17 protein-coding genes are annotated in these 23837 nt (G+C 36.0%); 6 read left to right on the top strand and 11 right to left on the bottom strand.

Features of this window, described 5'->3' with window-relative positions:
- Positions 1 to 200: 200 nt before the first annotated feature.
- The 4 genes from LNQ34_RS19235 to LNQ34_RS19220 form a co-directional block, all read right to left on the bottom strand.
- Positions 201 to 1406 (bottom strand): leucine-rich repeat domain-containing protein, encoded by a 1206-nt coding sequence (locus LNQ34_RS19235; protein WP_230000907.1) that lies wholly within the window; start codon positions 1404 to 1406, stop codon positions 201 to 203.
- Between the two features lie 68 nt (positions 1407 to 1474).
- Entirely contained in the window at positions 1475 to 2173 is a 699-nt protein-coding gene (locus LNQ34_RS19230) for a DUF1826 domain-containing protein (protein ID WP_230001327.1), read from the bottom strand.
- Positions 2174 to 2393: 220 nt separating this feature from the next.
- Positions 2394 to 3818: an amino acid permease gene (locus LNQ34_RS19225; RefSeq protein WP_202703725.1), complete on the bottom strand. Its 1425-nt coding sequence runs from the start codon at positions 3816 to 3818 to the stop codon at positions 2394 to 2396.
- Positions 3819 to 3962: 144 nt separating this feature from the next.
- The gene (locus LNQ34_RS19220; RefSeq protein ID WP_230000906.1) at positions 3963 to 4793 is read right to left on the bottom strand and encodes an SIR2 family NAD-dependent protein deacylase; all 831 of its coding nucleotides are present in this window, start codon (positions 4791 to 4793) and stop codon (positions 3963 to 3965) included.
- 228 nt (positions 4794 to 5021) lie between these two features.
- Here LNQ34_RS19220 and LNQ34_RS19215 point away from each other — a divergent pair, with 228 nt between their 5' ends.
- On the top strand, positions 5022 to 6053 hold the full coding sequence (locus LNQ34_RS19215; RefSeq protein ID WP_230000905.1) for a hypothetical protein: 1032 nt from the start codon (positions 5022 to 5024) through the stop codon (positions 6051 to 6053).
- Between the two features lie 28 nt (positions 6054 to 6081).
- On the opposite strand, the gene LNQ34_RS19210 is transcribed toward LNQ34_RS19215, so the two are convergent.
- Positions 6082 to 7437, bottom strand: coding sequence for an MBL fold metallo-hydrolase (locus LNQ34_RS19210; RefSeq protein ID WP_230000904.1), 1356 nt, complete (start codon positions 7435 to 7437; stop codon positions 6082 to 6084).
- A gap of 1 nt (position 7438) precedes the next feature.
- Positions 7439 to 8269 (bottom strand): restriction endonuclease, encoded by an 831-nt coding sequence (locus LNQ34_RS19205; protein ID WP_230000903.1) that lies wholly within the window; start codon positions 8267 to 8269, stop codon positions 7439 to 7441.
- Between the two features lie 458 nt (positions 8270 to 8727).
- Between LNQ34_RS19205 and LNQ34_RS19200 the strand changes: the two genes are divergently transcribed.
- Genes LNQ34_RS19200 through LNQ34_RS19185 form a run of 4 tightly spaced genes read left to right on the top strand, consistent with a single transcriptional unit; the run spans position 8728 to position 15473 of the window.
- Entirely contained in the window at positions 8728 to 11550 is a 2823-nt protein-coding gene (locus LNQ34_RS19200) for a TonB-dependent receptor (RefSeq protein ID WP_230000902.1), read from the top strand.
- Between the two features lie 27 nt (positions 11551 to 11577).
- Positions 11578 to 12780 (top strand): DUF4876 domain-containing protein, encoded by a 1203-nt coding sequence (locus LNQ34_RS19195; protein ID WP_230000901.1) that lies wholly within the window; start codon positions 11578 to 11580, stop codon positions 12778 to 12780.
- A gap of 11 nt (positions 12781 to 12791) precedes the next feature.
- Positions 12792 to 14300 (top strand): DUF6850 family outer membrane beta-barrel protein, encoded by a 1509-nt coding sequence (locus LNQ34_RS19190; protein WP_230000900.1) that lies wholly within the window; start codon positions 12792 to 12794, stop codon positions 14298 to 14300.
- 30 nt (positions 14301 to 14330) lie between these two features.
- Complete coding sequence (locus tag LNQ34_RS19185) at positions 14331 to 15473, top strand: cytochrome-c peroxidase (RefSeq protein WP_230000899.1); 1143 nt, start codon at positions 14331 to 14333, stop codon at positions 15471 to 15473.
- Between the two features lie 113 nt (positions 15474 to 15586).
- On the opposite strand, the gene LNQ34_RS19180 is transcribed toward LNQ34_RS19185, so the two are convergent.
- The 5 genes from LNQ34_RS19180 to LNQ34_RS19160 all read right to left on the bottom strand — a co-directional run bounded on the left by LNQ34_RS19180 (position 15587) and on the right by LNQ34_RS19160 (position 22457).
- Positions 15587 to 17011: a SusD/RagB family nutrient-binding outer membrane lipoprotein gene (locus LNQ34_RS19180; RefSeq protein ID WP_230000898.1), complete on the bottom strand. Its 1425-nt coding sequence runs from the start codon at positions 17009 to 17011 to the stop codon at positions 15587 to 15589.
- A 12-nt stretch (positions 17012 to 17023) separates the two neighbouring features.
- Positions 17024 to 20215 (bottom strand): SusC/RagA family TonB-linked outer membrane protein, encoded by a 3192-nt coding sequence (locus LNQ34_RS19175; RefSeq protein WP_230000897.1) that lies wholly within the window; start codon positions 20213 to 20215, stop codon positions 17024 to 17026.
- 838 nt (positions 20216 to 21053) lie between these two features.
- The gene (locus LNQ34_RS19170; protein WP_230000896.1) at positions 21054 to 21452 is read right to left on the bottom strand and encodes a DoxX family protein; all 399 of its coding nucleotides are present in this window, start codon (positions 21450 to 21452) and stop codon (positions 21054 to 21056) included.
- Positions 21453 to 21601: 149 nt separating this feature from the next.
- Entirely contained in the window at positions 21602 to 22039 is a 438-nt protein-coding gene (locus LNQ34_RS19165) for a VOC family protein (protein ID WP_230000895.1), read from the bottom strand.
- Positions 22040 to 22049: 10 nt separating this feature from the next.
- Positions 22050 to 22457, bottom strand: a complete 408-nt coding sequence (locus LNQ34_RS19160) for a VOC family protein (RefSeq protein ID WP_017497187.1) — start codon at positions 22455 to 22457, stop codon at positions 22050 to 22052.
- 260 nt (positions 22458 to 22717) lie between these two features.
- Between LNQ34_RS19160 and LNQ34_RS19155 the strand changes: the two genes are divergently transcribed.
- Positions 22718 to 23698 carry a GlxA family transcriptional regulator gene (locus LNQ34_RS19155; RefSeq protein ID WP_230000894.1) on the top strand — a complete coding sequence of 327 codons (981 nt, stop codon included), beginning with the start codon at positions 22718 to 22720 and terminating at the stop codon, positions 23696 to 23698.
- Positions 23699 to 23837: the final 139 nt, after the last annotated feature.

Genomic DNA, 23837 nt, shown 5'->3' with positions numbered 1-23837 from the left:
TTTTGCACAGTGTGATAATTTCAAAATATTTTATTTAAACAAATAGAAACATAGATTCTATGCGTAAAAAAGAGTACAAAAAGGAATACCTTTCTTTCACATAGCCAAGCTTTGTGTATTAATGTAAAGTTATTATTGAAGTGCTGAAGCAAAAAGATTTGTGCTGCTTTTCAATTGAACACTTTGGAGATCCAAGGATATCAATCTTTTTCAAAAACAAAACCCTCAGCTAAAAGTTTTTCTATAGTGACATTATCCAACATATCCTTTGACAAACTCATTTTTTTTATTTTCATTTCAAGAGGAAACTGAATAGAACTTAATTTGTTGTTTTGTAGTTGAACCTCTTCTAATTTATGATTTTCTGAAAGATTGATATCTTCCAACATTGTATTTAGCAAACTCAAATTATTAAGCAAATCATTTTTTGACAAATCAATAGATTTTAGTGGATTTTCATTAATATAAAGTTTTTTAAGAAATAAATTTTGAGATAGATCCAGATTCGACAAGCCCATTGAATTAATAAATAATTCAATCAATTTGGTGTTATTAGTGAGATCTAAAAAATCATGATTGATCTTTTCATATGACCACCTGTTAGAATCTCCACCCAGATGAAGATATTTTAAATTTATATTTTTTTCAAGATTTATGTTGGAGAATGCATTATCTCCAATGCGTAATTCTTCTAGTAGTATGTTGTTAAAAAGATTAATTTCAGAGATCTGATTCCAAGTTAAATCTAATTTCTTCAATTTATAAAGCCTTGTAACATCTATTGAACTAATCTCAGCATTTTCTAAAGTAAGATCTTCTAATTCAGGAAGTCCATTTTCGCTCCAGCTGCATGATCCACCATATGAACAATATATTTTTTTTAGTCTTTTATTTTTTTCATTCAGGCTGGCATTAAAATTCAGCATATGGGAAATATATAATTCCTCAAGATTCATATTATGCGTTAAATCTATCTCATCGATATCACTTAAACCATCAAAAACTATTTTTCTCAGGTTTGTATTTGCTCTTAAACTTAAATTTTCTAAAAATAGATTCTCTAGTTTTAAAATTTCAAGAGAGGTATTTTTTGAAAAATCAATTTTTGTAAGATGCTCACTGTTTTTAATATCAATCTTTTTTAACTTAGGGTTAAAAGTCACGTTCAGCTCTTGTAAATCAAATGAATCTATAGTTAGCACTTCCAGATTAGGAAAATACTTGATTTCATCTATACAAATAAAGTTATACCCCTCGCAATTGAGTTCAGTTACTTTCAATAACGAATCAATTTTTAGATCAGATATCATTTTTTTAAAATTCTCATCTTTAAAATGGATATCAGATATTTTCTTTGCATTTCCTCTTTCTGTAACACCTTGAAACCAACCTATTAACTTATTCATATCTTTTTTCTGAATCTATAATTTATTGCTTTTGTAGTTAAAATTGATACTAAATCATAAATATTCCATCAACAAATCAACAACAATCGATACTCTCCATCGTTTTCTATGGGTGCTCTGTGAATACATGGCAGTACTTGTTGTTTGGGATGGTCTACAGCCAGACGCCAAAGATGACCCAAGCCTAAATTAACTGGTGCTGCATTGGGATGTAACTGATAATGCAAATCGAAATAATTTTCTTCTAGAAAACTTTCGAATTCTTCCGGTGGTCCATCGTGCAGCTCTTGTAATTTTTCACGGATTTCCGGAATTAGGATTTTTTGTTCTGCCTGCGAATTAGAAACAATATCACTTGCTGCTCCGTGGTAGGTACATAAAAAAGTATCGGTTGCAATGGGCGAACGATCTACATGAAACGAATACACATCTGTCGAGATGAAATCAAATTCGTCATCACGTTCGTAACACTTTAGTAAATTAAGTGAGGGCGAAGCTCCAAAATCAGTTAATAGTTGTAAATCGTTTAAGATAACTTCTCTGGCTATACTCCCCTTTTCGGTGAGTTGGAGTGCGATTAGATCTTCGGGATAAACTACTGTGATATTTTCTTCTAAGGATAATTTAGCTACAATTTCGTTAAAATCACCGTCCAAATTTCTGTACCAGCACAGTGCGTTCCTTTCTCCCTTGAAATGGGTCTGTACCAATTCAGAGAAAGTAGCTACTACTCCAATTTGATTGTTGTTCGAAAATATGTTGTTCATCATGTTGTATTTGGAAGCTGCTTAGAAAGTTTTTATATAAACACATAGAAACATAATTTTGTTACCGTGGTAAGGCATTTCATTTGTATAAATAAACATAGTAAATCCTATGCTTTTTAACTAAGCGAAACGTCTTTCGAAAAATCAGAGTCTGTGTTTCTATGTGTTTAAAAATAATTATACGTAATGGATCATAACAGAATAATCTGCTAAAAGTTACTTACTTTTTTGTTTTATAAACTTTGTAAAAAATAAAAAGAATACCCAGCCAAATCGGAATTAATTCTACGGACAATTTCATATCGGTCATCCACATGATGGATAAAATTCCCAATAAAAATACCAGACAGATGTAATTACTTACCGGATAAAATATAGATGGAAACATCGTTTTAGTACTTTCCTGCTCTTTCGTACGTCTGAATCTTAAATGTGTATACGAAATCATTCCCCAGTTGATAATTAAAGAAGACACCACTAAAGACATTAAAATGCTAAAAGCTTGTTCGGGAATTACTTTATTGATTAAAATACAGATCGCTGCAAAACAGGAAGAAATTAAAATCGCATTAATAGGCACCGATTTATTATTTAACTTCTTTAAAAATTGAGGCGCATTACCCTGATCTGCTAAACCGTATAACATGCGTGAGTTACTGTATACACTACTATTATATACCGATAAAGCTGCGGTTAAAACAATTAGATTAAGCACATTGGCAATCAGACGGGTAAAGTATATTTTGGTGCCAAACAACTCAAACTCCATTCCGTTTAGATTTTGAAAAACCATTACAAACGGACTACTGTCTGTCGTTATTTGTCGCCACGGAGACAAAGCAAATAAAATAACCAATGCACCTACATAAAAAATAAGGATTCTATAGATTACCTGATTGGTAGCTTTTGGAATGTTTTTCTCGGGATTCTCTGCCTCAGCAGCGGTAATTCCAATTAACTCTAAACCACCAAAAGAAAACATAATCAGCGCCATTGCAGATAACAAGCCCTGAAAACTACCCGATGCTGTTTTTTCAAAGAAACCTTTTGGAAAAAAACCTCCGTCGTTGTATAAATTATGTATGGTAGCCTGCTCCCCTCCTGTACCGCTTATCAGCAGGTAAGTACCAAAAAGGATCATGGCAATAATGGCAACCACTTTTATGATTGAAAACCAAAATTCGGTTTCTCCGTACACTTTAACCGAAGCGAAATTTAAAGCATTTATAACCAGGAAGAAAAACAAACTGGATGCCCATAGCGGAATTTCGGGCCACCAAAACTGTACATAAACCCCGATGGCAGTAAGTTCGGCCATACTCACCAAAATGTATAAAATCCAATAATTCCAACCAGATGCAAAACCCGCAAAAGAACCACAATATTTATAAGCAAAGTGACTAAAGCTTCCTGAGACAGGCTCTTCGACAACCATTTCACCCAATTGTCTCATAATAAAAAAAGCAATAATACCGGCAACTGCATATCCTAAAATAACAGATGGTCCTGCTAATACAGCCGCCGGGCCAATACCGAGAAAAAGACCGGTTCCTATTGATCCTCCTAAAGCAATTAATTGAATGTGACGGTTGGTCAGCCCACGTTTAAGCTGATTCTCTTCTACGACTTCCTGATTATTTTTCACAAATTATATTTTTAAATGAGTTGACAGCGAAGATAAGTTAAAAAAGGAATCGTACAAAACATGCACTGCGCTAAAACTAAGATTAGGTTGCTCATTTTTTAGGAGTTTTCCAATTTTACATCTTAATTTTTGTGTTAAAATAATCTATTTCCCGGCTATATTTTGCAGTACCTCACGTATCGTTTTTAAGGTTGTGGTAGAAGTTTCCCGAATGATAATTTTATTCTTCTTTTCTTTAATAAGTTCTGTGAATAAATTGTCTTCGGTATTAATATCAACTATAGTTCCTCCGTACTTCAAAGTAGTTTCGGCAATAGCCATTGGCAAATTTGTTGCTCCGGATGTTCCAATAATAAAGAGAATACCAGAATTCTTGGCGATTTTTAAGGAACTAAATTTTTTGTTTGTTTTTTCGTCGTAGTACTCATCAAACCACAAAATATTGGGTCTCATCCAGCTGCCGCATTTTTTGCATTTAAGCAATTCTACGTCTTCTTTTGTCAAATCCTCATCTATCTCTTTTCCTTTGACTTCTATAGGTAATTTTTCTATTTCTTTACAGCCGTTCGAGCATTTGATTTCTCTGGTTTTTCCATGTATTTCATAGATTCTTTCTGTACCGGCACGTCTGTGCAGGTTGTCTATATTTTGTGTGATCAAATGAAATCTGTCTTGTAAAAGACTTTCAATTTTTACTATTTCATGATGGCTCTCATTGGTCTGAGCATTTTCAAACATCTTTTTTCTAAACAGTGCATACTGCCAAACCTCTTCAGGATTTTCCCTGAAGTATTTAAAAGTTCCAAACTCTTCCGGTTTATGAAATTGAGTTCCTTTTACCCATATCCCGTCTGCTCCTCTGTAAGTTGGTATTCCACTTTCGGCAGAAATTCCTGCACCTGTTAAAAATGTAAATCCATTTCTATTGCTTTTATCATAAACCTGACTTATGATTTCAGTAAGTTGTTCTTTCATTTTTTAATTCTTTCAATACTTAATTTTATAGTAAACTTACTTTCAGTCCATTATTAATTCACTTATCGCAATCTGTTTTTAAGTAAAGCTAGCGAATTCTAAACGCTTTAGAGAAAACTTAAAATAATAGTTTTTAAATACCCCAAATCTGTTAGAAAAAAAATTAACTTATAAATTAAAATGACAAAATAAATTTTATCTTGCCAATAAACTAAAACTTAAAATTAATTGAATACCATTAAAAGCAAACTGACTTTAATTCTTTTGTCTTTTGTCGTTTTTTATTCTTGTAAAAAAGAGGATAAGAGTTCTGATAACAATAGTAACCAAAAGAATCTACAATCCAATACTAAGGACGATGTTATTAAAGGAGGAAACACTACAACTTTATTTTCCTTTAATACTGCCAAGGATAACGAAATAGTAAAAATTTCCGGAAGTGAAGTTAGTGATGATGATATTTTTTTACTTGCTGGAGCTAAAAACATACTGCTAGTTTCAAAGTATAAAAAAAATAAACCACAACAATTAATTCAAAGTGACACCTTATTAATAAGTGATTATAGTCACGTTACTATAGACAGACAACTCTTTTTAAGAAAAAAAGTAAAAAATGCAGATTATTTTCTATTTGCTTTAATGGAGTCTCCTTTAGGTAATGGAGATCATGGCTTGTATTTGAGTTTTATAATGTTGAACTTAAATACTCTTAAATATTATACCTTAAAATATGAAGGAGAACCTACTCTAAGATCTGATAATGCGGTTGATGGGGAATTTTTAGAAAATAGTGAATTAGATCGTGATATAGTAATCAAAAATGAGCTATATCGTTTCGCAAATAAGAGTAAATGGATTTATAGTCCATCAGAAGAAGAAAAGGATATTAACTTTTATAAGAATTTTGAACAAAAATGGTACGAAGACAATTATACTGAAGATGGAAAATCATCTTATCCGGCTGTTGTGAAAAGTACTTATTATTCGGAGGATTTATTTCAATTTAACGGAAGAGGAAATGACGATGGAGCCATTGAAAATGCAGCTTTTAAAATTGTTCCTTACTTTCGTCATAACCTCATTGGATATGATAAGAATAAAAAATTATACTTCCCAATTAAGGTCGAATCATGCGCTCACGGATGTGCTAAAACTATAGAATTTCTGTCTGAACATGAAATAGAAGTATCCTACGAAATGAATGTAGGACAGCCTGATACTATAGATCTGAATAAAATAATATTTACCAATAGGCCCTAGCTTTTTTTGAAGGAGTTACAAACCTATCCTAAATCTCCATTTCATTCCCCATTAACGGAACGGTACATTTAAAGTGGTACTGCTTCTGGATTTTAACACGTAGTTCGTCGGCAGGCAGATTTTCACCGTGCACCAGAAAGACGCATTTTGGAGTGTTTTCGAGAGCAGACAACCAGTTTAAAAGGTCTTTTTGATCTCCGTGTGCCGAGAGCCCTTCGATCTGAAAGATTTTTGCTCTTACGGAATAATAGTTTCCATATATTTTGATTTCTTTGGCACCCTCAAGCAATTTTCTTCCCCGGGTACCTTCTGCCTGATACCCCACAAAAATCACTGTGGTTTTTTCGAGACTTATATAATGTTCAAAATACGACAATACTCTTCCTCCTGTTGCCATACCACTAGCCGCGAGAACCACTTTAGGCTGAGGGTTTTCTATAATCCGCATGGTTTCTTCGTACTTTGAAACTATCGTGAACATTTTAGACATCTCGTGGCAATCCTCGACGGATAGTTTATGCCATTGCAGATTTTCTAGAAATACATGCAGCGCATTTGCCCCCATCGGAGTATCAAGAATATAGGGAACGTCGGGAATTCTGCCTTCTTTTTTGAGCTTCCACAATAAAAACATCACCGATTGTACCCGCTCTACAGCAAAACCAGGTATGATTACCGTCTCTTTTTTGGCTATGGCTGTATTGATAAGTATTTCCAGTTCTTTCTTTACATCCAACTCTGCATGCAGTTTGTTTCCGTAGGTACTTTCCAGAAAAACATAATCGGCCTTTACGGGTTTGGTTGGCGGAAACATCAATACATCATCATCACGTCCAATATCACCCGAAAATACTAACGTTTTACCTTCGGCATTTACAGTAATACTGCACGCTCCGATAATATGTCCTGCATTTTGAAAAACGGCAGTGATATCCTCTGCAATCTCTACTGTTGTATTTGGTGTTATTATTTTAAAAAATGGAGTAACAGCTTCTGCCTGCTCTACGGTATAAAGCGGTTCCGCCTGTTCGTGCTTAGAATATTCTTCTTTGTTGGCTCTTTCGGCTTCTTCTTCCTGAATTTTGGCACTGTCTAAAAGCACTAATCTGGCTATCGCTTTGGTTGGAGCTGTACAGTATATTTTGCCTTTAAAACCCTGTGCTACTAATCGGGGCAGCCAGCCGCAATGATCCAGATGACCATGTGTAAGAAGCACAAAATCTATTGTGGAAGGTAAAACAGGTAACGGATCCCAGTTGAGTTCTCTCAATGCTTTTATGCCCTGAAAAAGTCCGCAATCAATTAATATCCTGCTGTTTTGAGTTTCGATGAGTGTTTTTGAACCTGTAACCGTTCCTGCACCTCCTATAAATTTTACTTTCATCTTAGATAAGTTTACAAATTTGTGAAGCTTCGTGTACTATATTCTTGATTCGGTTTGGACTCAGTCCAATTTTTTTTAGTCCTTCCTGATCGTCAAGAAGATCTTTTACCAGTATCTGATCGAGGAAAAGTAATTTTTCTTTTTCGACCATTGATAGTGTTGTCAGACAGGTAATAGGATAAAGCGCTCCCCTATCAATTTTGTTTTTGAGATTTTTATCTGGCGGATAGTCCCAACTTAAAAGAGAGATTCCACTACAGTTGGCAAAATCCTGCGCATCTTTGGTAAAACGATTGTTGGTTACTATGATACAGGATGTGAAAGTTTCATTATTAGAAAAAATAATATGCCGTTTTTCTCTTAAATCATTAAACCGGGAAAGAATATACATGGGTACTTTTACATCTGAAGCCCCATCTTTGCTTCCGTGAAACTTGCATTCGATCATCGTTATCACATCATCTTTCATAATAGCAACGTCTACTTCATGCGAGACGCATTTACCCTGAAGCGTTAGATTTATCTTGGCTTTAAACCCTTCTGCGGCATATAATCTTGCTATGAATTTCTCAAAATAGAAACCCGCAGGACCGAGCATCTGCAAAGCCTGTCTGATATTGTAACGGGCGGCATATCCGTTTGCAGTTTTTTTTAAAATTGCAAATGCCATCTTGTAGATTTCTTTGGTAGTAATACCATCATACATCTGCTTTTCGATCTGGACCATAGATTCTGTTATAACATCAGGAGCTGCTCCTGATTTTTTAAGAGAAAGCTTCAGTTTTTCTTTGTCGAAAGGAACTTTGTGTCCCGAGTGCTTCGTGATTTTCATGGCAGATAATGAGTTTTAGGAACTGTTTTTATTTGACTACAAAAGAACAGTAAGCAATTATGATTCAATTCTAACTTCTTGTATTCGCTTCTACTGCCAGTTTCCGGGGCTGGAAACCTCTATTTTGGGCTTTATTTCTTCTTAATTCTTACGAAATACAGCTCTTGAAGGTTTGGTCTTTTTAAACTAAACAACCCTTATTACTCACGTTTTTTCTGTTTATAAAACTCCTATAAACAGTTGATTTACTAAACGATATAAAAAGTTGCTATAATAACAAATTTCGGGAAATATTTTTGATAAACGGCATTTTCGCTCTAATTTTTAAATAATGGGCAATCGTTATAAAAATATATTTTATTAATAATTATTTTTATTCAGTCTAAATTAAGTTATATTTGCAACGATTAACCGCCTTTTTGTTATATAGCTTATTCAGCTGCCAGAAATTTAATACAATGACTTCTTTTAATAGCCTTATTGCATTCCTGCTAAAAAGGATTGCATCAGTTCTGCTTTTATTATTCTCTGTTTTTTCTAACCTTAGTTTTTCTCAAAATACTGCTAAAATTACGCTTCAGATTACCGTTTACGATGCCGAAAGTAAAATTCCTTTAAAAGGTGTTTTGCTTACCGTAGAAGGAATTCACCAATACAAAGCGCATTCAGACGATTTGGGGAGTATAATTTTAAACTCCATTCAAAGTGACCGTTACACGCTTAAAGTGTCACATTTAGGCTACGAAACGATCGAAAAAAATCTCGAGTTTAAAACAGGACAAAGTCTTTCTTTCGGATTAGTCCCATCAAGTGTACAGCTAAACGAAGTAGTCATAACGGCCGTAGAATCTCGAGGTATGACCAGTACCTCTGTTATCGATAAAAAAGCCATGCAGCATTTACAGCCTTCAAGTTTCACCGATTTGCTGGAGTTACTCCCTGGCGGACGCTCAAAAGATCCTGTATTTAATGCTTCGAATCATATTAAATTAAGAGAGGTTGGAACAGCAGATTCTAATTATGATATTTCTTCACTTGGAACTTCTTTTGTAATTGACGGGATCCCAATAAATACCGATGCAAATCTACAGTATACCACCGGCCCCAATATGACTATCACACCGGGTTCAGGATATGCCAATACACGCCGCAATACAACTTCTAAAGGAGTAGATATGCGCTCTATTTCGACAGATCAGATTGAGAGAGTCGAAATTGTGAGAGGGATTCCTTCCGTAGAATATGGTGATTTGACGAGCGGACTTATTAAAATTCAACGAAAAAGAGGACGTACTAATTGGGAATCCCGTTTTAAGGCTGATGAGTTTAGCAAATTGTATTATTTAGGAAAAGGTTTTGAATCTGAAGAAAAAAGATTGATTCTGAATGTGGGAATTGATTACTTAAATGCAAAATCAGATCCGCGTAACAGTTTTGAAAACTACAAAAGAATCACGTCCTCTCTACGTGCACAAAAAATTTGGGAAAATGATTCGCATCAGCTTCAATGGGATTCGAGTTTAGATTATAGCGGTTCTATAGACAATGAAAGAGCAGATCCGAATGTGGGTTATACCAAAATTGACCGATATGCTTCAAGCTATAATCGGTTTGCATGGGCAAACTCTTTTGATTTAAAGTTTAAAATGACATCGTTTTTAAAAGCAATTCATTCGTCGGCAGCAATAAATCAGCAATTCGATAAAATTGAGCAAACCAAATGGGTTCAGGTCTCAAGTGCAACAGCTATTCCTAATACTACCGAACAAGGTGAATCTGACGGAATTTTTCTAACACCACAGTACATTTCTAATCTTACTGTTGACGGAAGGCCTTTTGATGCCTTTTTTAAAACAATGGGAGATTTCGAAATTCATTTGTTTGGAATAACACACGCTTTAAAAGCGGGTTCGGAATGGACTTATTCAAAAAATAACGGAAAAGGACAGGTTTACGATACTACCCATCCCCCATCTCCTGAAATGTCTACACGTCCCAGATCGTATAAAGACATTCCGGCGAGTACTGATCTTTCTTTTTTTGTCGAAGATGTCCTGTCCATTCCAATTGGTAAGCACCAATTAAATCTCGCAGGAGGTTTACGGGCGATGTCGTTGTTGAATGTGCCATCGCCTTATAGCATTTCGGGAAAATACTATTTTGATCCCCGAGTTAATACGCAATGGGTGTTTCCATCTTTTAAAATGGGGAAACGTTTACTAAAAACAGAACTTACGGCCGGTTTCGGACAGTACACCAAATTCCCAACACTGGCTCAGCTTTACCCGGATTTTATCTATAATGATCTGGTGCAATTGAACTATTATCATAATACACCGGAATACAGAAGAATTAATTTAATGACTTATAAAACATCTGCTGTAAATTACAATCTAACACCGGCTATAAATAAAAAATGGGAGGTTCGAGCGGATTTCTCTTATGACAATAATCGCTTTTCGGTTACTTTTTTCAATGAACGTATGGATTCCGGATTTAGAAATAATTCTCAATATCAGGCACTATCGTATAAAAAGTATGACCATAATTCTATTGATCCTCTCACCTTAACCTCACAGCCAAATTTAGACGATATGCGTTTTGTTAGAGATACACTATTAACCTCATACAACACCACTAATAACGGAAGTAAGCTGCTTAAAAGCGGGGTTGAATTTCAATTTTCTTCAAAACGTTTTACGACAATTAATACCCGATTTACTCTAAATGGAGCCTGGTTTAAAACCACTTATACCAATAGCAGTCCGGTTTATAAAAGAGGACAGAAAGATGTTATTATTGATGGGAAGAGGCTTCCTTACTTAGGACTATATCAGTTTGATGATGGTTCTGAAAAACAGCAGTTCAATACCAATTTGATTGTAGATACCTACGTTGCTCCTCTTGGCTTAGAGTTCTCGGGATCGTTTCAGTTTTTATGGTTTAGAAGTGATCAGTCGCTTCCTATGAACGGAACACCGGTTGCTTATATTGATCCTTCTGGAAAACAGCATCCTTATCTCGAAAAAGACCAATCAGATCCTATTCTGCAATGGCTTGATATCAAATACAATGATGCTCTTTTTCAAAAAAAATCAATCCCAATGTCCATGAATATGAATCTGAAAGTATCTAAAGATTTTTACAAGAGATTTAGAATTTCCATGTTCGTTAACCGACTCTTCAGTTACTATCAAAACTATGAAATTAATGGTCAGAAGATCGAGCGACGCGGTCTTACTTCACCATATTTCGGGATGGAATTAAACTTGAATTTTTAACTTTTAATATTAAATAAATACCCAATTATGAAAATCAGATTACTACCCATTTATCTCACAATAGCCATAATGACACTATTACCATCCTGTTCTAAAGATGATGATAACCGCAATAAAGAGACCGCTTTAACCTTAACACTTGTAAATCCGGAAGATCTAAGCAGTGTTACCTTTTCTGATGTTTCCGTTTCTTTTAAAGAGCGTAATACCGGTAAAGTAATTCAAAGTAAAGCTTTAAATAATAATCTCTCTGTCTCTTTAAGTGAAGGTTCTTACGAAATATCTATTGATGGAAAAATCAACTATACAATAGACGGTAACATTACCGAAGCTTCGGTAAGCAGCTATAAAGAAGCCGTAGTGATTAGTGGCGGAAGTGCCGCTGTTTCTTTAAATCTTTTCCTCAAAACAACACAATCTGATTTTGTAATTGAAGAGGTCTTTTTTACCGGAACCAAAACACCCCAGGGCAAACAATATTTAGGTGACAAATACTTTAAAATTCATAATAATACGGATAAAGTATTGTATGCTGATGGCTTAATGATCGCACAATCGGAATTCATGACCACTGACAAACAAGACTATAGCCCGAATATCATGGCGCAGTCGTTTGCGGTATCTGCTGTTGCAATTGTTCCCGGTAACGGAACTACTTATCCAATCGCTCCGGGTGAGTTTTTTGTTATTGCCGAAGATGCTATCGACCATAAAGAATACAATTCAGCTTCGTTGGATTTAAGAAAAGCTACTTTTGAATTCTATACGGAAGACGCTGATGATGTTGATAATCCTTCTGTTCCAAATATGGAGAATTTATTCTCTTCTATGGTGATTCATAACAGAGGTTTTAAAAGTTTTGTTATCGCTCGTATGCCTGTAAACAAAACAAAATATCTAACAGATTATACCTATAACTACGAATACAATCTGGTATTTGGCGGAGAAAGTTATCCAATGGGCGAAAACGTGTATTCGATTCCAAATTCATGGATTGTAGACGCTGTTAATTTAAGTGTTGAATCTGAATTTAAATGGATTGTTACTGCTCCATCGCTGGATAAAGGGTGGACTTATTGCGGAAAAGTAGATTCAGATGCAACGCGTTATGGAAAAAGTGTTCGTCGTAAAACGCTTTCTACTACTTCAAACGGCAAAAAAATACTAAAAGACACTAATAATTCGACATTAGATTTTTCCCCTGAGGTTAAACCTTCTTTACTGAATTAATGAATTTAATCATGAGCTTTCGTTCCCTATTTCTATTTATCATTTTGAGTTGCGGTTTGCTGCAGGCACAGGACAGTACTTCTGTGCTCCTTCGCATTCACGAAGACTTGTCTCCCGAGAATACTTTTGCCCGAAGATTTTATACCAATCCTGCAAATCAGCATTATGCCCGCCGTTACTCTTTATCAGAATTGAGCGCGGGTTATAGCTCGGCAGCACAGCAAACCAATATCCAACAGTTGGGAAATGGAATTCGTCAATTTCTTATTAAGGCACAATCGTATTATAAGATTAACTCTGAAAATACTGTTTTTGGAAACGCTCATTACAAGAATGGTAAACGCAAAAATGTGCGTTGGAACGAAAGTTCAGATTATCAAACAATTTATCCTTATGTAACGGCAGATTCTATAGGAGGTGATCTTTCGTATGAAGAGTACTCCTTTAGTGGCGGTTATACTAAAGCTTTTAATAAAATAACTCTGGGTATTAGTACTGATTACAGGGCATTAATGGAGTATAGGGATATTGATCCAAGACCTAAAAATACGGTTTCAGATCTTAATGTTTCTACCGGTATTTCCTTAAATCTTAGTGATCATTATGTATTAGGTTCGGCTTTAAATCTGCAAAAATATACACAATCGAATAATCTAAAATTCTTTAGCGAATTAGGAGCTCCCGCAGTTTATCATATGGCAGGACTTGGCGTTTACAATAAATTACTTACCGGAAGTAAACTGAGTTCGTATTATGACGGAAGAGGCTATGGCGCCAATGTGCAGTTTTTTCCAAAAGACCGAAATGGCTTTGGTTTACTACTGGGATACCATCAATTTGGTTATGAAAAAATCATGACCGAATTCCAAAACCTTGTCGCGTCTACAATTTTAGAGAATCAGTATGAAGGAGAGGTTTCTTATTTAAAAAAAACAAAAGAGAAGTTTTGGGGCGCGAAAATTGGGCTTTTTTACACAGATCGAACCGGAAAAGAAAATATATTTGACAACCAAAGTACTACATCTTACATCAAAATAGCTGAGCATACCAAATATACCAATCAGGTTACGTCTGTTGTGTTTTCAGGATTGTACTACGTTCCAAATCCTGAATTATCATGGTCGATTGCACCAAGCTTTAACTTAAAAAGTACTGCGGAAAAATATATTGATCCTCTTCGGACTATCGACTTACAGCAAGGTATCGGCCGATTGGATTTTGCCATTTCAAAACTTTTATCTCCGTCCTTAATTAATGTTTCGGCTTCACTCGAACACAACTGGATTTTAAGTTCAGAAATGGAATTAAGCGATCGCAAAGCCAATTTAATTTTTAATATGCTCAATTATAACTTTGCTTTTCTGTCCTCCCCGTACACTAAAATAAATCTCGCTGCACGATGGGATTACAAGTACCAACCGGATCTTAACTTTTTCGTTAAGACAAGTCTGGATTACTACCGTTTTCCTCAAAAACAAAACAACACTTTTTTTCAAATGTCAATAGGTTTGACATTTTAATTTAGATTATAACATCACTATCCGCTTATAATGAAGTCTCTTTTATTAAAAACCTCTTTTTCTATTCTTTTCATAGGTCTAATTTATGTATTGTTAAGTTTCAGTGCTTCATTTAGTGAGAAACTTGCAAGTTCAAATTGGCGTGAAATCTATAGTAAACCAACCAGTCAATGGCCAAAACCTACTATTGATGACGGTGTACAATGGCAGGAATTCGAATCTCTTGCGATCGATACGAGTTACTACGATACCATGGAAAATCCTAAAGTAATTTTAGGACAGCTGCTTTTTTTCGATCCCAAACTTTCGGGGTCTAGTCAGGTATCCTGCAGCAGTTGCCACGATCCGGAACTGGCTTGGGGAGATGCGCGTGAAGTATCTTTAGGGAATGATCATTTGCAAGGAAAAAGAAATACACCTTCGTTATACAACATCGGAGCCCGAAAATCATTCTTTTGGGACGGACGGGCTGCCACTTTAGAAGAGCAAGCTCAAGGGCCCATTACAGCGCATCATGAAATGAGTATGGAACCTAAAAATCTGGCTAAAAAATTGAAAAAAATTAAAGGTTATCCTGTTTTATTTCAAAATGCTTATGGAAGTTCTGAGATTACTTATGAAAAAATCCTGCAGTCACTGGCCGTATTCCAAAAAACAATTTTAAGCAAACGAAGCCGTTTTGATGCCTTTATGGATGGCGATTACACGCAATTATCAGATCAGGAAATCTATGGTCTGCACCTTTTTCGAACCAAAGCAAGATGTATGAATTGTCACTCCGGAAAATACCTGACCGATGAGTCATTCCATAATATTGGGCTTACTTATTACAAAAGGGAATATGAAGATTTAGGACTTTATACGGTTACTAAAAAAGCGGAAGATGTTGGAAAATTCCGAACTCCTTCTCTTCGTGATGTACTTTATACAGGCCCCTGGATGCACAATGGTTTATTTGATAATATCACTGGAATTGTGAATATGTATAACAGCGGCATGCACATGATTGATCCTGATGAAACAGAAAAAATAGCTGATCCTCTATTTCCTAAGACAGATGTTTTAATGCAGCCGTTAAATCTTACTGATGACGAAATTGTGGCTTTGGTTTCTTTTATTAAAACGTTATCCGGAAGACAGTATAAGATGGAAAGACCACAAATACCAAGATAACTTTGGTCTATAAATGAATAATACTTCAGAGAAAATTTTCTCTGAAGTATTATCTGTTATAATTGATTACGAGCTGGTTTAAGCCGTTTGCTTTGTTCTTTTTAAATTAAGGTTTACTTTGCGTCAAACCATAGTTTTGTAGTCAGCAAATCTTTTCCCTGAGCCGATACAGCTGTCTGATAGCTGGCTCCATTCAGTGACTGTTCTGTTCCCGGATAAAAGAAACGTGAAGGAATCTGTCCGTTTAAAACGGTAGCCGGACCTGCTTTCAATACCGGATAGTCCAATCTTCTCCATTCTGCAAAAGCATCAAGACCCTGCCCGAAAAATGCGATCCATTTTTGTGTACCAATCGATTTAGCATAATTCGCTGCATCGTACTTTACCGCTGCCTGATTAAGATAATTTGAAATTGTAGCGGCATCAGTAATTCCAAACTGATTGAACGATGCTGTAATCGCATTTTTATACAACTGTTCTGCATCTCCGGCAATATAACCGCGAGCCACCGCCTCTGAAAGATTAAACAATACTTCTGAATAAGAAACAATTACAGCTGGTGATGACGAGGTTAAAAAATAAGCTCCCGGCTTTGATGTTTTAGCAAATCCCTGACTGTTGGCATCACTGTTGGATAATCCGTTAGCACCTCCCACATATTTTCCAACAGTTGCATCTGTTGGCAACTGAGCATAAACCGGCAAACGCGGATCGGAGAATTCATTTAACTTATCCACCAATGTTTTCGAAATACGAAAGTCATCACGGGTTTCAAACCAGGCCGAAGCAGGATTTTGCTGAGGCGAACTCGTATAAGTAAACTTAAAAGTTTCATTGTTATTGCTAATTACTCCGGCAGCATCCGTCGTTGCATCGATCGCGGCTTGTTTGGCTAACGCAGGTTCTTTATCAGAAATTCTCAATGCAATACGCAAACGAAGGGAGTTTACCAATTTTTTCCATTTCGAGATATCGCCTTTATAAGCCAAATCTCCCGTTACGCTTCCACTGGTTGGATTTAGTAAAGACTGCGCTTGTTTTAAATCTTCCAATAAACCGGTGTACACCTCTTTTTGAGTGTTGTATGCCGGAGTTACTTTTAAGCCTGCTTCTTTATAAGGAATGCTCCCGTAAGCATCTGTAAGCAATAAAAATGCCCATGAACGCAAGGTTAACGCAATTCCTTTGTAATTTGGATTTGCCTGCTGATCCGGAAATTTCAGAATCGTGTTTAAATCTGTAATCAAAGTGGCGTATCCCGTATTCCACAATGAAGTGAAAGAAGTGTTCGATACGTCATATCGGTCCGGTTCTGTATACTGAACTTTAGCCCAATGCTGTACAAATAGTAACGACGCATTAAAATTATTGTCGGCTCCCCAGTACAAATCGGCTCCCTGCTTTAACGTACCTGTCAATAGATAAGGTGCTAAGGGTGTTTCGGTTGCATTTGGATTTTTATTAATATCGTCCAAAGTGTCACTACAAGAGGTAAGTGCTACCGCAAATAGTGTTATATAAGCTATTTTTTTTAGCATGATTTCGCGTTTTTAAAATTTAAGATTAACATTCAGACTGAAGTTTCTCGTAGTTGGTAAAGACAAACTCTCCAATCCCTGAGCATTTCCGGTATTGAAAGCGGTTTCAGGATCAATGTTTGGCGCATCTTTGTAAATAAACAAAAGGTTTCGGCCTACAGCAGTAATACTTGCTCCTTCCAGTCCCAGTCTTCTGGCAAATTTCTTATTGAAATTGTATCCCAGTTTTATTTCTCTCAGTTTTACAAAAGTCGAACTGTAAATATAGGCTTCACTAATATTGTAAGATGCTTTATGAAACTCCTGCGCACTAATCACCTGAGTATTTGGGGTTCCGTCTGCATAAACTCCGTTAAAGAGAACTCCGTCATCATACACCGTTACTCCATTTGGTGCTCCACCACTCGTTACCAATGTTTTTGGATTGGCTGTACTGTTGCCCGGATAGTAGTAATTTAACCCTCCGTTTGCTGCATCACGACCAGCCAGCGTCTCAGCCAGTACTCCGGTATAAGTACCTGTTCTGTTGGTACCCGAAAAAATATCTCCGCCTACACTGGCATCAATAAGGAATGAAAATTCAAGATTTTTATAACTCAAAGTGTTGGTTACACCTGCTAAAAAGTCCGGAGTATAATGTCCCAATACTCGTTTTTGAGGATCCGCTTTCGGCAATCCGTTAGCTCCAACTACTATATTTCCGTTTGCATCGCGCTGATACGCTGTACCATAAAGTGCTCCATAAGCCTGTCCTACCGACGCCAGTACATCAACACCTCCTGATGAACCAATCGTATAGTTTTGGATTTGTTTGTCGTAATCTAAAATCTTTACGTCACTGATGTTTTTTGAATAGTTAACTCCTACATTCCATTTAAAATTCTCGGTTTGAATCGGAGTTCCGTCTAACTGAACTTCAATACCACGATTGTTTATTTTACCCGCGTTGATTAATTGCGAATTATAACCACTTGAAGCCGTAGTTTTTATTTCTAAAATCTGGTCAAAACTGTTGGTATTGTAGTAAGCTACATCTAAGTGCAGTCTGTTTTTCCAGAACGAAGATTCTATACCCAATTCCGTAGAACGAGTGGTTTCCGGTTTCAGGTTCTCATTCAGTTTTTTCTTCGCTGAAGTTTGAATAGGGTTTCCGTCAAATGCAGTTTGAAAATCGTAAACCGTAGACAATTGATACGGATCTGCATCGTTTCCTACTTCAGACCAGCCTCCGCGAAGTTTTAAGAAATCAAGTGTGTTGCTTTTCAAATTGAAAGCATCAGAAACTACAAAACTACCATTGAAGGAAGGATAAAAGTAAGAACGGTTGCTGCTTGGTAAGGTTGACGACCAGTCATTACGCGCAGTTACGTTTAAATAAGCATAGTTTTTATATCCAAACTGTGCTGAAGCATAGGCACTGTATACTCTTAATCTTGACAGTGAATTCGATGAAGTCAACGGATCTCTTGAATTCGTTAAGGTATATAAATCCGGTACGGCTAAACGTGGTGCTTTTTGATAGTTATTGGCATCACTGTGGTTACGAATATTGAATCCGGCAAGAGCATCCACACTAAAGTCTTCGGTTAGTTTTTTGGTATACGTAAAAATTCCTTCTGTATTTCTTTCGTTTACCGTGTAAGCATCTTCTGCATAGGATCCAAATGGAGTTCCGTTTGTACCATATTTAATGGTGTACTTTCTGCGATCGTTATAATAATCAACTCCGGTACGGAATTTAAAATTAAGTCCCTCGATAATTTTCGCATCCAAATGAATATCTCCTATTATACGGTTACGCTGTTGGCTAGTGGTGTTGTAATAGGCGTTCCAATAGGGATTGCTGTAATAGCTGTTATTCCAGTTCACCTCTCTGTTGTTCTGAAGCTGATCGATATCTACCTGGCGTCCGAACCAAAGGAACTGTAGCATCACACCAGCGGCACGGTTACCTTGCGGACCACCCGGAAGTGCGGGTGCATCAGTCACAATATAGTTAGCCGTTACCCCTACTTTTATGTTTTTAGAAATTTGGTAATTTGTATTAACCGTAAAGTTTGTTTTATTTACTTCACTGTTAGGTACTGTACCCAATTGTTTTTGATTGTTTATTCCTAAACGAAAATCTGATTTTTCATCCGATTTAGCTATAGATACGCTATTATCGTAGGTAACACCAGTGTTAAAAAAGTCTTTTACATTATTAGGATGTGCCACAAAAGGTACCGCGACACCATTGGAATAGAACTGAGGAATAAGACGACCGTCTAATTTTGGCCCCCAGCTTTCATCAACTCCATCATTGATTCCGCCGCCTTTACCGTCTACGTAACTGAACTTTCCGTTTGATCCTTGTCCGTATGAATTTTGAAATTTAGGCAAAGTAGCCACCTGAGAAATTGTGATTCCGGAATTAACACTTATTCCTAACCCTTTTTGACTTTTTCCGGATTTTGTTGTGATAAGCACTACTCCATGTGCAGCACGTGATCCGTAAAGAGCAGCAGCATTAGGACCTTTTAATACACTTAGGGATTCAATATCCTGTGGATTTAAATCGGCAATAGCATTTTTAAAATCACGAGTGGTCCCTCCCGTACTTCCTAGTTGTGAGTTGTCTACAGGAACTCCATCGACCACAAAAAGCGGCTGATTATTTCCGGAAATAGACGTTTCCCCACGAATGATGATACGCGAAGATCCCATATCACCTTGCGAATTGGTAATACGAACACCGGCAAGTTTACCACTAAGGCTGTTCAGAAAATTGGTTTCTTTTGTGTCTGACAATTCCTTGCCCTTAACGGCCTGTGTAGTATATCCCAGAGACTTCTTTTCTTTTGTAATACCAAGTGCCGTAACCACTACTTCTGACAGTGCATTCTGTTCCTGAGTAAGCGTAACCACAACTGAATTTTCATTGGCTGTAACTTCCGCTTTTTTGTAACCCAAATAACTTACAATTAACGTATAAGGAAGTTTTTGCCCGGTTTGAAAGTAAAATTTACCGTCCATATCCGTTACAACCCCGTGAGTAGTTCCTTTAATGTTTATCGAAGCTCCAATAACGGGCTCCTTTGTAACAGCATCGATTACAGTTCCTTCGAGTTTCGACTGGATTAAGGGTTTAACTTCCTGTGCTTTAATACCTGCGGAAATTAACAAAATACATAATCCTATATATCTGTTTAATTTTTTTTTCATTACTTTGTTTTAGTTTAATACATAAGGTGCCCTGAAGTCGGATTTATTCCGCTCGTGCTTTCCTTATAGAGATGTACAATTTCTTTAAGCTTCGCCATTTCTGTTCCCGCAGAAATGGTTCTTTTTTTAACAGCTATGCATTCGTTTCTTCATTTTTTATTATTTTGGATTACTATTTTTTTAATGTATTTGTGTAAGATTTCAACCTCAAAAAAAAGGGCTTCATCTTAGTGGAATTATAACGTTTGATTAAAAATTACTTTACTGTCCGGCTACTTTTAAAGAGAACTTATCTCCTATTAATTCTCACTGGTTAAAAAACAGTCGTGAATATTCTACTTTTTAGTCTTCACTAGTCTGTTAATTTTATACTCTACCAATTTGATAGAACAAAAGTAAGTTAAAATAACGAAAGCCAAAATTTTAACTCTTTTTTTTATATAAAAAATGTTAAATAAATTGACCTGTTACCGATAAATAACTTATAATAAAATAGTTAACTAGTAATCACTCTTGCGCTTCTGTGTAGGATTTTTTCTAAAGTGATGCTCTAAAGTACATGTAGTTTTATACTTTCTTAAAAAAATAGTTTTAGCACTTTTATTTCATGTGCTTCAAAATAAGATATGAGTGAAATAAAAGAAATCAGAAATCCATATTATGTTCAAAAATGCAGGATTACGGCTCGCTGGAAAAAAAGATGTAGTATCTAAACGTTACATTTAATATACCGGACAGTTTTTTAAAACCTTTCCGGGTTTGATAGTAAAGAAAAAAAAATGAGACGACCTTTTAGCTTAGGCGTCTCATTTTATATCGATATTTTGCAGTTTTCTTTTTATTGCAGCTGATATTTTTCTGAAAGTGCATAATCGTATTCATTTAGTTTGTGATATAATTTATAGGAAATTACCAATATACCCAGGAATATCAAAGGCAATATCGCCTGAAAACCAAATCCGTCAACTGCGAAATGACTGATACTTGCAAATATAAATACAAAGCCAAAACCGGTATACGCCCATTCTTTTGCAAATTTTGGTGCTTGCGGAATGATTACTGTTAGTGCTCCGATTACTTTAAAAACCACCAATGCATTACAGAAATAGACCGGATATTGCATGTGACTGATCCCTTGTTTAGCCAGTTCCGTTTGTGAGGTTAAGGCCGGAATGATTCCTTCCATAATAAAAATGATGATCGTTGTCGTCCAGAATATGATTTTATCTTTTTTCATGATTTTAGAGGTTATCGGTTATGAGTTATGGGTTATGAGTTATGAATTATGAATTATGGGTTATGGGTTGTTGGTTGATAGTTATTGTTATTGTTAGTTCCGTTAATAGTCATTTAGAGTTTTATCCGATTGGGTATAATCATCAAAAATTAATTACACCCAACAGATAAAGATTTTTTTTCCTGGTACGAGTAACAGAGCATCCATTGATGTCCGAACTTATCCGTAAGATTCCCGAACAAAGCTCCATAAAAAGTCCTTTCTAACGGATGCGTAGCCTGACCATCTTTCGATAGGTCAGCATAAACCTTTCGTGTTTCTTCTTCACTGTCAAACGTGAGCATCATCGAGAAGGCATTTCCTTTTGTCAGGTTTTCGGGAGCCATATCCGATCCCATAATGGTAAGAGTATCGCTTTTAAGAGTGGCGTGCAAAATACATCTTTTCATTTTCTCCGGCAGCTCTTCCCCTATTGGTGAATCGGCTATGGTTTGCAGTTCGAGTTCACCACCAAGACATGCTTTGTAGAACAACATCGCGTCTCTGCAATTACCGTTAAATGTTAAATAAGAATTAAGCTGTGCCATTTGAATAGGGTTATTGTTGTGGGATTTTCGCCAGATCCATATACAGCACTTCCCAAAGGTGTCCGTCTAAATCTTCAAAACTGCGTTGCTGCATAAAACCATAGTCTTTCGGCTCTGCAGTTTCTTTACCTCCTGCTTTTAAGGCATTATTGATCATTTCGTTCACTTCGTCTACACTTTCTACTGACAAGGAATTAATTACCGAAGCTTTCTCGAAAGCATTACCGATTTCTTTATTGATAAACTCACTGAATTTATTGTGAGTCAACAACATCACATAAATTTCTTCGGTTAGAACCATACAGGCTGCTGTAGCATCTGTAAATTGTGGATTGTTTGTAAATCCGATTGCTGTGTAAAAAGACATTGCTTTTTGTAAATCTGCTACCGGCAGATTGATGAAAATTTTTGTTGCCATTTTGTGTGATTTTTTAATTGTTAATTGATAGTACAAAGATGGAGTAGAAATCACAGAATCCACCTACACAAAAACGACAACAAAAAGGGCATTTACGACAAACTATCTTTATCTTTGAAATTGCATTGAAATCAATTGTTGTATCGCTATGATCCCGATAAAGTGTTGCATTCAACAGTCAACCAAGTAAAATCAAGGGCTCACAAACAGTCAGTCAATTGTAAATCGTTTACCTAATTTGATCTAACCCTTAAAAAACCATGATAAAAAAAGTAAGCATTCTTGTTCCTGAAAGTTCGGTTCTGCAGGCAATTGCAGATCCGCAATACTTATTTTCGGCTGTAAATCAATTTATGACCGCCTCCGGTAAAAAATTATTGTTTGATGTACAATTAGTAGGTTTAGAAAAAGAAGTAAAACTTAATAACGGATTGTATTCCGTTAATACGTCTCAGCTCACAAAAGATATTACTGCCACTGATTTAATTGTCATTCCTGCCTTATTTGGAGACATGAAAGCTGCAATTGCCCAAAATCAAGGACTATTACCCTGGATCAGCGAACAATATCATAAGGGCGCCGAGATCGCATCATTATGTGTTGGAGCGTTTTTGTTAGCTTCCACTGGTCTGCTAAACGGCAAAAAATGTTCTACCCATTGGGGATTTCAAAATGAGTTTAGAGAAATGTTTCCTGAAGTAGAAGTCATAGACGGAAGCATTATTACCGAAGAACACCGTCTTTATTCCAGCGGAGGTGGACATTCTTACTGGAACTTATTGCTTCACCTGGTCGAAAAATATACCGACAGAGAGACTGCAATACTTGCCTCCAAATACTTTGCCATCGATATCGACCGAGACAGTCAGGCTTCTTTTGCTATGTTTCAGGGGCAAAAGAATCATAACGACGAGGCTATTAAACAGGTTCAGAATTTTATTGAAGATAATATACAGGAAAAAATCACCATTGATGAATTGGCTGAAATGGTATTGCTGGGAAGAAGAAGTTTTGAGAGACGGTTTAAAACCGCAACCAACAATTCAGTTTTAGAATACATCAATCGGGTGAAAATTGAGTACGCCAAAAAAAGTTTCGAGACCAGCCGTAAAAATATCAATGAGGTAATGTATGATGTAGGCTATACCGATACAAAAGCATTTCGAACCATTTTTAAAAAAGTAACAGGATTAAATCCGTTGGAATATCGCAATAAGTATAATAAAATGGCGGTTAGCTGATTACTTCTACTTCTTGTCAATCACTTAATTTAACATATAGAAAAACAGTTTTTTGCTCTAATAAAGACGTTTCACTTGCTTTGAGGTTCCCAATAGTTATTTGCGAAAAATAGCTATAAAAAGAATTTTAAAATAGCCC

The organism is Flavobacterium lipolyticum (assembly GCF_020905335.1).
GTDB classification, from domain to species: Bacteria; Bacteroidota; Bacteroidia; order Flavobacteriales; family Flavobacteriaceae; genus Flavobacterium; species Flavobacterium lipolyticum.
This window is presented reverse-complemented; position numbering and strand designations above follow the sequence as displayed.